Origin of the sequence: Mycobacterium liflandii (assembly GCF_022354805.1) — a bacterium.
Lineage (GTDB): Bacteria > Actinomycetota > Actinomycetes > Mycobacteriales > Mycobacteriaceae > Mycobacterium > Mycobacterium marinum.
Genome location: NZ_CP023138.1, coordinates 3,625,309 through 3,640,615 on the forward strand (window position 1 = coordinate 3,625,309; position 15,307 = coordinate 3,640,615).

Consider the following 15,307-nt stretch of genomic DNA (forward strand, 5'->3'; position numbering starts at 1 on the left):
CGCAGCGTGCCGGACTGCCGTCGGAGGCGAAAACGCGGGCACTGAAAGTTTTTTCAGTGCCAGCCGTATTCGTTGCCAGGTCGTCGGCACCTGGGTGAGGCGGGTGTCGCCCGACTGACAAACATCGACAGTCGTGGTTGATTGGGAGTGTGCGTTGCACCGATGTTGGGGTTGTCGGGGCCGGGATCGTCGGTCTGGCTACCGCCTACGCCCTGTCCCTGGGCGGCATCTCGGTGACCGTCTACGAGCGTGGGGTGCCCGGTCACGGGCAATCAGGCGGTGAGTCGCGCATCTTTCGGCATGCCCACGACGATGCCCGCATGGTTGCCCTCGCCAAAAGGAGCCGGCTGATCTGGGACGAATGGGGGCGGCGCCTGGGTGTGGAACTGCTCTGCAGTGATGGAGTAGTGGCTATTGGCCCGGTGGCCGAGCGTCGGTTGGGTGTGCTCGAGGCTGTCGGCGACTGCCCTGCGCGGCGGATCGGCACCGACGAACTGCACCGTCGGCTACCGATCTACGCGGACTTCGACGGCGTCGCGGTGCTCGACGAGCGCGGTGGGGCGATTCGCACCACGCGGGCGATCTCGGCGCTCACGGCCGCGCTGGCTGACCGGTTGGTCACCGACGAGGTCCCGCTGGTCCGCACCACCTCCGCCGGCACGGTCGAAGTTCGCACCGGCGGCGCGGTTGCCGAGCATGGCCGCCTGGCCGTGTGCGCCGGGCGCGGGACCGCTGCGCTGGCTCGCGGTGTCGGTCTAGCGCTACCCGTGCGCGAGGGCGCCCACGTGCGTCTCACCTATCGCGTTCGCGGCGAGCCGCCACCTCGGCTGGCGTGCCTGCAGGACGGTGCCACCGGTTTCGGTGAGACCGGCATCTATGCGGCCGCGGAGGCTGGCAACCGGCGCTACGCCGTCGGACTCAACGAATACGTTGACGCTCCCGGCGGTGGCCTGCTGGCGCCCGCCGCGCTTGCCCGGCTAGGCGAGCGGGCCAATGCCTACGTTGAGCGCGCTTTGCCGGGGCTTGATCCCGCTCCCGTCGACATCCGGCATTGCTGGGTCACCGAGCTACCGTGGGGTTCCGACGGCGTGGGGGTCTGGCAGTGCGACGGGATCTTCTTCATCGCCGGGCACAACCTCTTCAAGCACGCACAGGCGCTGGGCAGCGAGCTGGCCGCGGCCGCCGGTGGTGACCACCTGTTCGACGACTTGCGGCCCGAGGCACAGCTGGGTTCGCGAAGCCCGCAGTAGCGGCCGGCGGGCATGAGCCAGCGTCTGCACGCGTTGCGTCGATTAGTTCATCGAACTATAGTCTGGACAAATGTCCAGTTTGCTGTCGCGGTGTCCGAGGCTTCGTTGACCGCCCTGGGCTTGGCGCGCTTCCCTGGCCGCTCACCAGTGGAGAAGAGTTAAGTATGCGAATTGCCCTGTTGTCCTATCGCAGTAAGACTCATTGTGGCGGACAGGGTGTCTATGTGCGTCATCTCAGCCGCGGGTTGGTGGACCTCGGCCATGACGTCGAAGTTTTTTCCGGGCAGCCCTATCCGGAGCTGCTTGATCCGCGGGTGCGGCTGACCGAAGTGCCAAGTCTTGATCTCTACCGCGAGCCGGATCCGTTTCGGGTCCCGCATCCGAGCGAGATCCGCGATTCAATAGACCTGCTGGAACTCTTCACCATGTGGACAGCGGGCTTTCCCGAGCCGCGAACCTTCTCGCTGCGCGTCGCCCGACTGCTGGCCGATCGCATTGGCGACTTCGACCTCGTGCACGACAATCAGAGCCTGGGAACCGGCCTGCTGCGCATCGCCGCCATGGGGCTACCGGTGGTGGCCACCGTCCACCACCCCATCACGCGGGACAGAGTGCTTGATCTCGCGGCCGCGCGATGGTGGCGAAAACCGTTGGTGCACCGCTGGTATGGATTCTCTGCCATGCAGAAGCAGGTGGCGCGCCAGCTGCCGCACCTGCTGACCGTCTCCTCGTCATCGGCCGCGGACATCGTCACTGATTTCGGAGTTTCGCCCGATCAGCTAAATGTGGTGCCACTCGGCGTCGACACCGAATTGTTCGAGCCCGGAGTCGGCCCACGGAAACCGGGCCGCGTCATGGCGATCGCAAGTGCCGATACGCCCCTCAAAGGGGTCAGCACACTGCTTCACGCAGTCGCCAAGCTGCGGGTGAACCGCGAGATTGAGTTACGGCTGGTGGCGAAGGTGGAACCCAATGGCCCCACCGAAAAACTCATCGCCGAACTGGGGGTCTCCGACATCGTTCACATCAGCAACGGGCTCTCGGATGCGCAGCTAGCGGCCTTGTTCGCTTCGGCTGAGGTCGCCTGCATTCCTTCTCTCTACGAGGGATTTTCGCTTCCCGCGGTAGAAGCGATGGCGAGCGGAACTCCGATAGTCGCCAGCCGGGTAGGAGCATTGCCCGAAGTGTTGGGCACTGACGGTGCCTGCGCGCAGCTGGTTCCGGCCGCCGATGTCGGCGCGCTGACCCACGCGCTGGGCGAGCTTCTCGATTCTCCGGACAAGCGTCGCAGCCTCGGCGAAGCCGGGCGGCAGCGGGCCCTCGGTGTGTTCAGCTGGGAAGCGGTGGCCGCGCAAACCGTGCGAGTCTATGCCGCTGCGATCGAGCGAACAACGACCGCACCTGAAAGCAATGCTCAATGCTGACAGTTGATTTCGACCGCCTAGGTATCGGTCCTGGCGCCACGGTCATCGACGTAGGCTGCGGTGCTGGCCGGCACGCGTTCGAAGCGTACCGACGCGGTGCCGATGTCGTCGCCTTCGACCGGGATGCGGCAGAACTGCGTGCGGTGGACACCATGTTGGCTGCAATGGCGCAGACGGGTGAGGCGCCGGCCGCGGCATCGGCGAAAGTGGTTCTCGGTGACGCGCTTGCGTTGCCGTATCCGGACGAAACATTCGACTGCGTCATCGCGTCCGAGATTCTGGAGCATGTGCCACAAGACGACGCAGCAATCGCTGAACTGGTCAGGGTGCTCAAAGTCGGTGGCACCCTTGCGGTTAGCGTGCCGCGATGGCTTCCCGAGCGAGTGTGCTGGCTGCTCTCGGACGAGTACCACAGCAACGAAGGTGGCCACGTGCGGGTCTACCGGGCCAGCGAGTTGCGCGAAAAGATCACTCGCCACCCAATGGCCTTGACCCACGCCCATCACGCCCATGCGCTGCACTCGCCATTCTGGTGGCTGAAATGCGCTGTCGGTGTGTCGAATGCGGACCACCCCTTGGTGGCCGCGTATCACAAGCTGCTGGTGTGGGATCTGATGCGGCGGCCCAGGGTAACGCGGATGGCCGAGTCGGTTCTCAATCCGCTGGTGGGTAAGAGTGTCGCGATGTATTTCGACAAGCGGGAATCGGCGCAAAGCCCAGCAGATTTGGGACATTCAGTTGCATCGGCCTAATCCGCCGGCGGTGCCGGGTGCCCTGACTCGCGATCAATGTCGGCAGACGGCCCAATCCATTGCTTCCGCACAAGAACCCTCGGGCGCCATCCCGTGGTTTGTGGGTGGCCACACCGACCCGTGGGATCATGTGGAGTGTGCGATGGCGCTCACCGCTGCCGGACTTCTCGAGCAGGCGCGCGCCGCATTCGACTGGAGTCGCCGCGCGCAGCGGGCCGACGGGTCATGGCCGATTCAAATCCGCACGGGCACTGTCGAAGATGAAAACAGTGACAGTAACTTCTGTGCCTACATCGCGACCGGAATCTGGCACCATGTGCTCGTGACCGGCGACAAGTCATTCGCCGTCACGATGTGGCCGGTGGTGCGCAAGGCGATCGACTTCGTCATCGACCTGCAGGTGGGTAATGGCGAAATATGTTGGGCTCGAAGTGAGTCCGGGCCACTGACGGAGGCCCTGATGACCGGGTGCGCCAGCATCTTTCACGCCATGAGGTGTGCGCTGGCGCTGGCGGATTTTGTCGGGGAGCCCCAGCCGGAGTGGGAACTGGCGCTCGGTCGGCTTGGCCACGCCATCGTCGCGCACCCGGAGGCGTTCGCTGAAAAGGAGCGCTACTCGATGGACTGGTACTACCCCATCCTCGGCGGTGCGCTACGCGGGCCGGCAGCGGCCGCCAGAATTGACCACCGCTGGAATGACTTTGTTGTCGGCGGCCTCGGTATTCGCTGCGTCGACGACCGGCCGTGGGTGACGGGAGCCGAAACATGCGAATTGGTGCTGGCGCTCGACGCCATCGGTCACCGCGCCGCGGCGCATGAACAGTTCGCGGCGATGCAGCACCTGCGCGAAGACGACGGGTCCTACTGGACGGGATTGGTCTTCGCAGACGGGAAGCGTTGGCCCGAGGAACGCACCACCTGGACCGCTGCGGCGATGATCCTCGCCGCGGATGCGCTATCGAATACCACTCGGGGTGCCGGCATCTTCCGTGGGCATGCGCTGCCCACGGGCCTGCAAACCGACTTCGATTGCGAGTGCGTCGTCAGCAGGCCCGGCCGCTAACCTCGATCTGGTCGCCGGGGCCCCCGCTAGTGCGCTCGAGAAGCCGTAGTGACCCGGTCGCCGAAATCTCCTGAAATTGACTGGAATCGATGGCACGGCGGTAGATGTGGTACGGCGCCCTGCCACCGTCTGCGGGGTTGGGGAACACATCGTGGATGATGAGCGCTCCCCCTGGGCTCACCCATCTGGCCCAGCCCTCGAAGTCCTGCGCGGCGGCAGCCTCGGTGTGACCTCCATCGATGAACAGCAACTGCAGCGGTGATCGCCACCCCCGGGCCACGATCGGCGATTTGCCCACGACGGTCACCACATGGTCGTCCAGGCCGGAAGAGTCCAGCGTGCGCCGGAAGGTTGGAAGGGTGTCGAACAGTCCAGTGATCTCATCGACCAGTGAATCGTCGTGGTATTCCCAACCGGGCTGGTGTTCCTCAGAGCCGTGATGATGGTCGACGGTGTAGAGGACGCTGGAGCATTGTTGCGCCGCGGCGCCGAGCAACAGGGTGGACTTGCCGCAGTAGGTCCCGATTTCCACACCGAGCCCGCCATTGAAGTACCGCAGCGCGGCGTTGAACAGGGCCTCCCCCTCATCGGCCGGCATGAATCCAGGCACCTGGTCGGCCAGCGCGAAGATTCGCTGCACCGCACTGGGGATGTCGCTGCTCATCACCAAAATCTAGCGTCACGCCAATTCTGGTGACACCGTGGTCCCGCAGGTTGCTGGGTGATAGCCAATACGTCCCGTCCTGGACAGGCGTCCGGCGAAGATGGTGCTAGCCGTGTGGCGCTTCGGAGATCTTGGTGTCGGGCTTGCCCAACGTTTGGCAGTAAGTCATTGCGGACAGACGAGTGGCCGAGATCTCGAGGTTCGTCGGGTCTTTGCCGCTCTTGTCCTTGAGCATCTTGCCGACTTCTTCGCTCTGTTTCTTCTCGTCTTGCGTGGTGAAGTCCTCGCACTTGGTGTCACCGCCGGTGTTGACGATCTCGGAGGCAGAGCATCCGGTGAACAGCAGCGCTGCGGTCGCTACGGTGGTTGGCACAATGAGCCGCATTGTCGCCCTTCCTCAATTCGGGGTATGCGTTATATATAGACCAAACGCCGCAGTCGCAAACGCTCGGTTCGACTAATCCCTAGCAAGCTACTGGCGTCGGCGCCGCGGTGCGGGTTCGGAGACTGCCTCAGCTGACCAGTTGAGAAGGATCTAGCGGTGCATGCACGTCCCGGACAATGGTGCAAGAGTGGGTCAGCGCCGGTCGATACGTGGTAGCGCCGCATTCGCATTCCCAGCAGGTGTGCCGACCACACGAGCATCGGATGACCGCAACGATCATGTGCCCCGGAAGCAGCCAGTGGCCACGCTTACACCGCCGGGGCGGGGCGTCCATCCACTGGGTGCGGGAGCCGTGCTCGAAACGGCCGACGTCAACACTCACCGCAACACCGTCGCACCCGTGGTCAGGCGATGCCAGTGCGGTGTGCAAATCGTGATGAATTGTGGCCGTTCGTTGACCGTGTCGTTGTAGTCCAAGCTGCGATGGCGCGCCGACCTCGAGAAGATGCAGCGCCCGGAACGCCGATCGCGGGCTAGTTCTGCAGGGTGAACTGATTGACGTCAATGTGACCGCGGCGGAAGGCATCTGCGCAGCCGGTCAGGTATTTCAGGTAGCGCTCATAGACTTCTTCGGATTGAATCTCGATGGCCTCGTCCCGGTAGGCGTACAGGGCTTGGGCCCACAGAGCCAGGGTTCTGGCATAGTGCGGCTGCAGCGACTGGCGACGGGTCAGCGTGAAGCCCGCCCTGCCCGCGTGCTGCTGCACCATGTCGATCGACGGCAACCGGCCGCCCGGGAAGATCTCGGTCACAATGAATTTGACGAATCGGATCATGTCAATCGAGATCGGTATTCCCCGATCGCTGATCTGCTCTCGGGTTAAGCCGGTGATCGTGTGCAGCAGCATCACCCCGCCGCGCGGTAAGACCCGATGCGCCATCGCAAAGAAGTCGTCGTAGCGGTCGTGACCGAAGTGTTCGAACGCGCCGATCGAGACGATGCGGTCGACGGGCTCGTCGAACTGCTCCCAGCCCTTCAGCAGCACCCGCCGGGTGCGTGCGGTGTCCAGCTGGTCGAACGATTTCTGCACGTGGGCGGCCTGGTTGTTGGACAGGGTGAGGCCGACGACGTTGACGTCGTGTTTCTCGATCGAGCGGCGCATGGTGGCGCCCCAGCCGCAGCCGATATCGAGCAGTGTCATGCCGGGCTCCAAGCCCAGTTTGCCCAGCGCCAGGTCGATCTTGGCGATCTGTGCCTCTTCCAGTGTCATGTCGTCGCGCTCGAAGTAGGCGCAGCTGTAGGTCTGGGTGGGGTCCAGAAATAGCCGGAAGAAATCGTCGGATAGGTCGTAATGCGCCTGGACGTCGTCGAAATGCGGTACCAGCCGTTGAGCCATGGTTGTGTGCCTTTCCGGGCCCACCGGCCCCCCAAGATTTCCCGTCCCCCAACCCCTGCAGGGTTTCCCGCCAGCCGAGAACGGCAAACACTGCCACCTCCGATGCGGTGCTGGCCTGCACTTATCCGTCAGAACCGCGCGGTGAAAGGCCACCGTAGGGGCATCGACGGCCCTGGCGCGATGACTTCCGGCCGCCGCGGCGGTCATAACAAGTGATCACCAAACATCGACCTCAAAGGCGGATTCCATGGCAAAGGCCCTGCCAGCAAGCGTTGATCACCTGACCTGGCGCGCCGCGCTCGGCGAGCTGCGCGAGCGCGAGAAGGCTGCCACTCGCGAACTGGATGCGATTGCCGCGCAGCGGCGCCGGTTGCCGATGGTGCGGCTGGCCGACTACACGCTGATCGGTGCGGACGGGCCGGTCCGGCTGGTCGATGTGTTCGATGGCCGCGCGCAGCTGATCGTCTACCACCACATGTGGACCGATGGCGCCGAGTGGCAGTGCGGCGGGTGTACCGGCTTCACGTCGCAGTTCACCCGGCTGGAGTTCCTGGCTCACTATGACGCGCGTTTTGTGATCGTCACGACCGGGCCGATCAACGACGCGCTCGCCTACAAGCACAAGGTGGGCAACAGGATGCCGTGGTATTCGTCCTCGGAGAGCTCGTTCGCCGCTGACCTGGATGCGCCGGCCGGCGGAGGCTTTGCGGTCAATGTGTTACTGCGTGATGGTGACACCGTCTACCGCACTTGGCATACGACCGGTCGAGGCACCGAGCAACTCAGCTACATGTTTGGGCTGATCGACCTGCTGCCGTGGGGGCGCCAGGAGCAATGGCAGGATTCGCCCGCCGGATGGCCGTCCCGACCGACCTACTCGGGCTGGCTGGGCTCACGCGAGATCGCCTTGGCCTACGGCCCCGGCGACACTGCTGGCCCCTAGCCACTGGTCGCGGGGCCGGGAAAGGCCGTCGCGGTGCGTTCGTCGCACCGGCGACGGGTACTCGGGAGGTATCCGTAGGCTCATCGGTGCGTGTCGCCAGCTCGCAGAAGACTCCTGAAGAAGAGGTGGACAGGTGCAGGCTAGAGGGCAGGTGCTGATCTCTGTGGCTGAGTTGACCGACCACATCCGGGCCGGCTTGCCGGTGACGATATTGGACGTGCGATGGCAGCTCGGCGAACCCGACGGGCACCCGTCCTACCTGCGCGGCCACCTACCGGGAGCGGTGTATGTGTCGCTCGAGGCGGAACTCAGCGACCACACCGTCGCCGGGCGCGGCCGGCACCCGCTACCGTCGGGGCGCAATCTCGAGATCGCCGCGCGCCGATGGGGAGTGCAGCAGGACGAATTGGTCGTGGTCTACGACGACTGGAACCGGACCGGTTCGGCCCGAGCATGGTGGCTGTTGACCACGGCAGGGGTAGCGAATGTGCGCATCCTGGATGGAGGTCTGGGCGCGTGGCGCCGCGCCGGTGGGCACTTGCAGACGGGAGCCGTTCACCCCCGCGCCGGCAATGTGTCTGTGCTGCATGAGGATTTGTACGTCGGAAGCCGTCCGACATTGACGGCGAGCCAAGTTGGCGCAGGAGTCACGACACTGCTCGATGCCCGCGCGCCCGAGCGCTTCCGTGGTGATGTCGAGCCGATCGACCCGGTCGGCGGCCACATTCCCGGCGCGAAGAACCTTCCCAGCGGCGCCGTCCTGACCGCGGACGGAACGTTTGTGGACACCGGCGCGCTCGACGAACTCCTGTCCGGATGTGGCATTGATCGGGACGGCGCCATGGGCGCCTACTGCGGCTCGGGCATCACCGCCGCAGTCACCGTGGCGGCCTTGGTCGCCGCGGGCGGCGACGCGGCGCTGTACCCGGGTTCATGGTCGGAGTGGTGTTCGGATCCCAATCGTCCCGTGGAACGCAGCACCGAATGAACCCACGGCCACCCCGCAGGTTCCGCTAGCCGATCACCGCGCCAGATCCCACTGCCCGAAGTCGGCGGCGAGGACCTCGTTCACGTCCACACGTATCTCGCCTAACAGCGGACTTGGGTGTGTGGGACTGTTGACGACCTCTTGATACAGCACCGCGGCGGGCTCGCGCTGACCATGCGACCAGGACCTGGTCTGCCATGCCCACCGATGCTCCGGCGTGGTCGAGCTTCCGATCACCCCGTCTCTGACCGCCCACGCGCAGGCCCGGGAATGTCCATAGATACCGGTGCGCTCGACGCCGAGTACCGAGTTGATTCCCCGGAACCACTCCACGGCAGCGGTGTCCCAGGTGTGCGGGTCGATGTCTTCATCGACACTGAAGAAGATCGGGGCCGACGCTGTGCCCCCTGCCGCGCTGTGCAGGCGTAGGGCAGTCTGGGCGTCTTGCACACCACCGGAACGGCCGCGGGTGAAATCCGACGGCGCTGAGCCACCGGGCTTGCCGTACTGGTAGTTGCTGACGATGTGCAGGTCCGCCGCTCGCAATTCGTCGGCGTATTCGCGGGTGATGGGTTTTGCTTGGAAGGTCGCTCCCGGGCGCGATTCGGATACGTAGTTCACGACGCCGTCATAGCTTGCCGACCTGATCAGCTCTGGTGAGATGCGCTGCTTGGCAAAGTCGATCAACCTCACGCTGGTGGCGCCGGCCCGGGGTGCGTCGACGCTTTCGGCGAGTGTCCCGAGGCCGAACAAAGCCGGTGCCAAGGCAAACTTGCAGACCTTGAGGACGTCGCGCCGGGACACCGATTGCGCTCCGATGCGGCTACTCGGTGCAGCCGGCTTGTGCACCGCGCGATGGTACCAAATTCCGGTTCCCTCGGTGTCGTGCCGCGGCGACCGCATTCCGTTCGGGTGCATTTGCCGGGGCAGTCGAACTGGATCGAAAGGTTAATCAGTCCAGAATATTTCGTACGGGAAGCGAGACCCGCTGCGCGGACTTCCGGGCGGATCTTGGTCGACATCGCCCGAAGCCGGCACCACGGTGGCGGCGACGAGGCTCGTGGATCGGGCTAGTTCTGCGCGGTGGGGTCGAGCCGGAAGACGGCGCACTGCCCGGCCAGTGCGGCAAACTCTTCGGCCGTTCCTTGCCGCACCAAGCCGGAGCGCTTGAAGAAGCCGACGCCCCGAGGAACTTTGTGCGGAAACGCGGCCAGCACGGGAACCGCCTGGGCTGCGGTGAGTTCGGTGAAGACCACCTGTTGCTTCTTGCGTCCCCGGGTAACGGTTCCGCTGCCGGCCGCGCGAGCGTTGCGCACCCAGTCCGCACCTGGATATCCGCCGACCACATACACGCAGTCATCGAGTACGAACGGGGTTGCCGGGGTGCTGCGCGGCAGCCCCGTCTTGCGGCCGGTCACGGTGAGTACCCGTACCGGGCCCGCGACGACGCCGATCTTCTGCAGGGTCACCATGGCTTTGTTCATCGGCTTGAGCCAAGCCGGTGGCTTCGGATTGGACATTTCAGATCCCATCTCTGAACATTGCGGCCCCAGCTATATCAGGGTGTCTGATATCAATCTACCTGATAGATGGCCGGTGTTCGGAGTGGCTTGACGGTGTTGTCGTCAACCCTGCCGGCGCGCGACCGCGTGGCGGCACCGGTGTCTGAGTGTGCTTGTTGTACAATCTTTTTCAACTGGCAAACGGCCGCGGGCGCGACCGTCGCAGGGCGCGATGTGATGCGGGCCCGAAGGTGTCGGAGCAAGGGGCTGAGCGCGCCGGCCCAATTGTGCGTTGATGGCGAGCGGAAACTCTTGACCGATTCAAGATAGCGAGTCATAGTGGCGAAGTGGGGTCAACGGCGGACTACACAGAGAAGCTGCGTATGGCCGATCTGCGCGTCACCCGGCCGAGGCTTGCTGTGCTCGAGGCCGTGGGCGATCACCCACACGCCGACACCGAAACGATCTACTCGGCGGTTCGCGAAATCCTGCCCGACGTGTCCCGGCAGGCCGTATATGACGTGCTCGGCGCACTTACCTCGGTGGGCCTGGTCCGTCGCATCCAGCCGTCGGGATCGGTCGCCCGCTATGAATCCCGCGTCGGCGATAACCACCACCATGTCGTCTGCCGATCCTGCGGAGCGATTGCCGACATCGATTGTGCCGTCGGTGAGGCTCCGTGTCTGGCCCCCTCGGACGACAGCAATGTGCTGGATGGCTTCGTTGTCGACGAGGCCGAAGTCATTTTTTGGGGCATGTGCCCCGATTGTTCAACCGCAATGCCCCGGTCACAGCCGTGATCGCAGCCCGATTCACCCACCCCTGGAAGGAATGCTGTGTCATCCGATAGCCGCCCACCTCAACCCGACACCTCGACCCAGAGCAATAGCGAAAGCGAAAGCCCCGCAATCTCCTCCCCCACCCCGCAGGATCACGCGCCGATGACCAACCGGGACTGGTGGCCCAACCAGATCGACGTGTCGATGCTGCACCCGCACCCGTCTCAGGCCAGCCCGCTCGGTGCTGATTTCGACTACCCGAAAGAGTTCGCCAAGCTCGACGTCGATGCGCTCAAGGCCGACGTCATGTCGGTGATGACCACCTCGCAGGACTGGTGGCCCGCCGACTATGGCCACTACGGTGGCCTGTTCATCCGGATGAGCTGGCACGCCGCCGGTACCTACCGCATCCAAGATGGTCGCGGCGGCGGTGGCCAGGGCATGCAGCGATTCGCTCCGCTCAACAGCTGGCCGGACAACGTCAGCCTGGACAAGGCACGCCGACTGCTGTGGCCGGTCAAGCAGAAGTACGGCAGCAAGATCTCCTGGGCGGACCTGATTATCTTCGCCGGGAACTGTGCCTTGGATTCGATGGGATTCAAGACCTTCGGCTTTGGGTTCGGTCGTGAGGACGTCTGGCAGCCCGAAGAGGTCATGTGGGGCGAAGAGGACGTCTGGCTGGGCACCGATAAGCGCTACTCGGGCAAGCGCGACCTCGCCCAACCCTACGGCGCGACCACCATGGGTTTGATCTACGTCAACCCCGAGGGGCCCGAGGGCAAGCCCGATCCGGTTGCCGCCGCGCACGACATTCGGGAAACCTTCGCCCGCATGGCGATGAACGACGAGGAGACCGCCGCACTGATCGTCGGCGGCCACAGCTTCGGCAAGACCCACGGTGCCGGCGACGCCGACCTGGTCGGTCCCGAGCCGGAGGCCGCCCCGATCGAACAGCAGGGGTTTGGCTGGAAGAGCTCGTTTGGTAGCGGCAAGGGCAAGGACGCGATCACCAGCGGTCTCGAAGTGGTCTGGACCCCGACCCCCACCCAGTGGGGTAACGGATTCCTGGAGCTGCTCTACGGCTACGAGTGGGAGCTCACCAAGAGTCCGGCCGGCGCGTGGCAGTTCACGGCCAAGGATGGTGCCGGCGCAGGCACGATCCCCGATCCGTTCGGCGGGCCGGGGCGCGCCCCGACGATGCTGGTCACCGACATATCGATGCGCGAGGACCCGATCTATCGGCGGATCACCCAGCGCTGGCTGGAACATCCGGAGGAGCTGACCGAGGCGTTCGCCAAGGCCTGGTACAAGCTGTTGCACCGGGACATGGGACCGGTCAGCCGCTACCTCGGACCCTGGGTTGCCGAGCCGCAGCTCTGGCAAGACCCGGTGCCCGACGTTGACCACGAGCTGGTTGACGCCAAGGACGTTGCGGCGCTGAAGAGCAAGGTGCTCGCGTCCGGCCTGACGGTTGCGCAGCTGGTCAAGACGGCATGGTCGGCGGCGAGCAGCTTCCGGCGCACCGACAAGCGCGGCGGTGCCAATGGAGGGCGGTTGCGTCTGGAACCGCAGAAGAGCTGGGAATCCAACGAGCCCGCAGACCTCGACCAGGTGCTGTCTGTGCTGGAGGGAATCCAGCAGGACTTCAACAGCTCGGCGGCCGGCGGCAAGAAGATTTCGCTTGCCGACCTGATCGTGTTGGCTGGCTCGGCAGCGGTCGAGAAGGCGGCCAAGGATGGCGGTCACGAGGTCTCGGTGCCGTTCTCCCCCGGGCGCACCGACGCATCGCAGGAGAACACCGACGTGGAGTCGTTCGCGGTGCTCGAACCGCGCGCGGACGGATTCCGCAACTATGTCCGGGTCGGTGAGAAGGCTCCGCTGGAGCACCTGCTGATCGAACGGGCGTATCGGCTCGGGGTGACGGCTCCGGAGATGACGGTGCTGGTTGGTGGGTTGCGTGCGCTGGGCGCCAATCACGGCGGCTCCAAGCATGGCGTGTTCACCGACAAGCCGGGCGTGCTGTCCAATGATTTCTTCGTGAACCTGCTCGATATGGGCACGGAGTGGAAGGCCTCGGACGCGGCGGAGAACGTCTACGAAGGGTGCGACCGCTCCTCGGGGCAGCTCAAGTGGACGGCCACCGCCAACGATCTGGTGTTCGGTTCGAACTCGGTGCTGCGCGCACTGGCCGAGGTCTATGCCCAAAGCGACGCCAAGCAGAAGTTCGCTGAGGACTTCGCCGCGGCGTGGGCCAAGGTCATGAACAACGACCGGTTCGATCTCGAGTAGTCCGGTATCGATTGCTGACTCGTAGTGACCCCCGTGAACCAATAGCTCGCGGGGCCACTGCGAGGGGCGGCGTCGGCCGGTTGGCTTCGCGGCCTACGCCGACGATGTTGGATTTCTTTGGCCGTCTTGCTCGCTGGTGTCAAACATGTGCCCGCCCAACGGATCTGGTGGAGTTATGACGGTTAGCGCGCCGGTGTCGGGGTGCACGCTGCAGGTACCGCTATCGACGTCGCGAACCGCGATAAGCCCGGCCAGGGTCGCGGAGATGTCGCGGCGCTGCCGGTTGCCGTCCGATACCACGTCGGGCACGGTGACATGCAGCAGCCTGGGCGTGGTGAGTAGATCGAAGCGGAACGCTTTTAGCATGGCGTAACACGCCACCACCATGACGATGGAGAACGGCAGGGCGGTGGCAATGGAAGCGGTCTGCAACGCGGTCAGCGACCCGGAGCCGCCAACCAGCAGCAATATCGCGGCGGCGGTCCCCTCGAGCACCGCCCAGTACACCCCGGTCAGCTTGGGCGGATCCAGCTCGCCACCCGCGGACAAGATGTCGATCACGAGCGAACCCGAGTCCGACGACGTGATGAAGAAGAACACGATCACTAGCACCGCAAGAACGCTGGTGATGACGCCGATGGGCAGATCGCCGAGCAATCGGAACAGCGACGTGTTGGTGTCCACGGCGCCGTTGACCAGCATGTCGCCGTCGTTTCGCTGGCGCAACAGCGCGGCGTCACCAAAGATGGTGAACCACAGCGAGGCAATCACGGTGGGTACCAGCAGCACCGCTCCAATGAACTCTCGGATCGTGCGCCCGCGCGATATCCGCGCGATGAACATCCCGACAAACGACGCCCAGCTGATCCACCAGCCCCAGTAGAAAATGGTCCAGTTGCCGAGCCAGCTGTCGTGCGAGAACGGCGCGGTGCGCAGCATGAACTGTGGCAGGGACTGGGCGTAGCCGCCCAAGTTCTGCACCCACGACTGCAGCAAGAAAAGTGTCGGTCCGAGTAACAGCACGAACAGGGCCAATAGGGCCGCCAATGCCATGTTGATGTTTGACAGCCACTTCAAACCCTTGCTGACACCGCTGACCACCGATGCCGTCGCGGCGGCGGTGATCGCGCCGATCATGGCGATGATCCACCAGTTGTTCGTCTTGATCCAGCCGAGATACTCCAGGCCGGAGGCAATCTGGGTGATGCCAAAGCCCAGTGATGTGGCGACACCGAACAGTGTTCCCACGATGGCAACGACATCGACCGCGTGTCCCAGCACGCCTTCGACTCGGCGCCGCCCCAAGACCGGCTCCAGCAGCCACCGCACCGACAAGGGGCGTCCCCGCCGATAGGTCATGTAGGCCATGCCGAGGCCAACCACCACGTAGATCGCCCACGCGTGCAGATCCCAGTGGAACAGGGTCAGTGCCATCGCCTGGTTGGCCGCCGCATCGGTGAGTGCGGGCACGCCGCGGGACTGAGGTGGATGGGCGTAGTGGCTGAGCGGCTCGGCCACACCGTAGAACACCAAACCGATGCCCATACCCGCGCTGAACAGCATCGCCAGCCATGCCCAAAAGCCGTACTCGGGTACCTCGTCGTCGCTGCCGAGCCGGATGGTGCCGATCTGCGAGATACCGCAGTAGAGCGCGAACACGACAAAAGCCGTGGCGACCAGGATGTACCACCACCCGACCCCAGCGGTGATTGCGGCGTTGAGCTTCACGAATGCATTGGCGGCGGTCTGCGCGTAGACGACTAAAACAACGATCATGGTCACGATCACCAATGACGCCGGAACGAAGACCAGGGCTCCGGCGTTGTTGATTAGCAGGCTTGTGAGCTGGGTTGATGATCTTTGGTGCCGCG

At 64.5% G+C, this 15,307-nt stretch carries 14 protein-coding genes; 8 read left to right on the plus strand and 6 right to left on the minus strand.

Annotated features, from left to right (window positions below):
- Positions 1-149: 149 nt before the first annotated feature.
- The 4 genes from CKW46_RS16250 (at position 150) to mmpH (ending at position 4,489) form a co-directional block, all read left to right on the plus strand.
- Complete coding sequence (locus tag CKW46_RS16250) at positions 150-1,250, plus strand: NAD(P)/FAD-dependent oxidoreductase (protein WP_482052138.1); 1,101 nt, start codon at positions 150-152, stop codon at positions 1,248-1,250.
- A gap of 164 nt (positions 1,251-1,414) precedes the next feature.
- On the plus strand, positions 1,415-2,674 hold the full coding sequence (gene manT, locus CKW46_RS16255) for an MMP alpha-(1->4)-mannosyltransferase (protein WP_015355781.1): 1,260 nt from the start codon (positions 1,415-1,417) through the stop codon (positions 2,672-2,674).
- Positions 2,668-3,426: a class I SAM-dependent methyltransferase gene (locus CKW46_RS16260; RefSeq protein ID WP_020725418.1), complete on the plus strand. Its 759-nt coding sequence runs from the start codon at positions 2,668-2,670 to the stop codon at positions 3,424-3,426. The genes manT and CKW46_RS16260 overlap by 7 nt, the downstream gene beginning before the upstream one ends.
- Positions 3,413-4,489 carry an MMP endo-(1,4)-3-O-methyl-alpha-D-mannosidase gene (gene mmpH, locus CKW46_RS16265; protein WP_117437161.1) on the plus strand — a complete coding sequence of 359 codons (1,077 nt, stop codon included), beginning with the start codon at positions 3,413-3,415 and terminating at the stop codon, positions 4,487-4,489. The genes CKW46_RS16260 and mmpH overlap by 14 nt, the downstream gene beginning before the upstream one ends.
- On the opposite strand, the gene CKW46_RS16270 is transcribed toward mmpH, so the two are convergent.
- The 3 genes from CKW46_RS16270 to CKW46_RS16280 form a co-directional block, all read right to left on the minus strand.
- Positions 4,470-5,153 (minus strand): class I SAM-dependent methyltransferase, encoded by a 684-nt coding sequence (locus tag CKW46_RS16270; protein WP_015355784.1) that lies wholly within the window; start codon positions 5,151-5,153, stop codon positions 4,470-4,472. The genes mmpH and CKW46_RS16270 overlap by 20 nt on opposite strands.
- Before the next feature lie 106 nt (positions 5,154-5,259).
- Positions 5,260-5,538 (minus strand): hypothetical protein, encoded by a 279-nt coding sequence (locus CKW46_RS16275; RefSeq protein ID WP_117437160.1) that lies wholly within the window; start codon positions 5,536-5,538, stop codon positions 5,260-5,262.
- Between the two features lie 533 nt (positions 5,539-6,071).
- Positions 6,072-6,935 (minus strand): cyclopropane mycolic acid synthase family methyltransferase, encoded by an 864-nt coding sequence (locus tag CKW46_RS16280; RefSeq protein ID WP_482053426.1) that lies wholly within the window; start codon positions 6,933-6,935, stop codon positions 6,072-6,074.
- 247 nt (positions 6,936-7,182) lie between these two features.
- Here CKW46_RS16280 and CKW46_RS16285 point away from each other — a divergent pair, with 247 nt between their 5' ends.
- Both CKW46_RS16285 and CKW46_RS16290 read left to right on the plus strand, forming a co-directional pair.
- The gene (locus CKW46_RS16285) at positions 7,183-7,878 is read left to right on the plus strand and encodes a DUF899 domain-containing protein (protein ID WP_015355786.1); all 696 of its coding nucleotides are present in this window, start codon (positions 7,183-7,185) and stop codon (positions 7,876-7,878) included.
- A 133-nt stretch (positions 7,879-8,011) separates the two neighbouring features.
- Positions 8,012-8,866, plus strand: coding sequence for a sulfurtransferase (locus tag CKW46_RS16290; RefSeq protein WP_015355787.1), 855 nt, complete (start codon positions 8,012-8,014; stop codon positions 8,864-8,866).
- A gap of 33 nt (positions 8,867-8,899) precedes the next feature.
- Here CKW46_RS16290 and CKW46_RS16295 read toward each other — a convergent pair whose 3' ends face one another.
- Both CKW46_RS16295 and CKW46_RS16300 read right to left on the minus strand, forming a co-directional pair.
- Positions 8,900-9,715, minus strand: a complete 816-nt coding sequence (locus CKW46_RS16295) for a DUF1906 domain-containing protein (protein ID WP_482053427.1) — start codon at positions 9,713-9,715, stop codon at positions 8,900-8,902.
- A gap of 221 nt (positions 9,716-9,936) precedes the next feature.
- The gene (locus CKW46_RS16300; RefSeq protein WP_011740210.1) at positions 9,937-10,386 is read right to left on the minus strand and encodes a nitroreductase family deazaflavin-dependent oxidoreductase; all 450 of its coding nucleotides are present in this window, start codon (positions 10,384-10,386) and stop codon (positions 9,937-9,939) included.
- A gap of 329 nt (positions 10,387-10,715) precedes the next feature.
- Here CKW46_RS16300 and CKW46_RS16305 point away from each other — a divergent pair, with 329 nt between their 5' ends.
- Both CKW46_RS16305 and katG read left to right on the plus strand, forming a co-directional pair.
- The gene (locus CKW46_RS16305; RefSeq protein WP_036426550.1) at positions 10,716-11,168 is read left to right on the plus strand and encodes a Fur family transcriptional regulator; all 453 of its coding nucleotides are present in this window, start codon (positions 10,716-10,718) and stop codon (positions 11,166-11,168) included.
- 36 nt (positions 11,169-11,204) lie between these two features.
- On the plus strand, positions 11,205-13,436 hold the full coding sequence (gene katG, locus CKW46_RS16310; protein ID WP_036426551.1) for a catalase/peroxidase HPI: 2,232 nt from the start codon (positions 11,205-11,207) through the stop codon (positions 13,434-13,436).
- A gap of 93 nt (positions 13,437-13,529) precedes the next feature.
- Here katG and CKW46_RS16315 read toward each other — a convergent pair whose 3' ends face one another.
- The gene (locus CKW46_RS16315; RefSeq protein ID WP_482053428.1) at positions 13,530-15,272 is read right to left on the minus strand and encodes a BCCT family transporter; all 1,743 of its coding nucleotides are present in this window, start codon (positions 15,270-15,272) and stop codon (positions 13,530-13,532) included.
- Positions 15,273-15,307 lie beyond the last annotated feature (35 nt).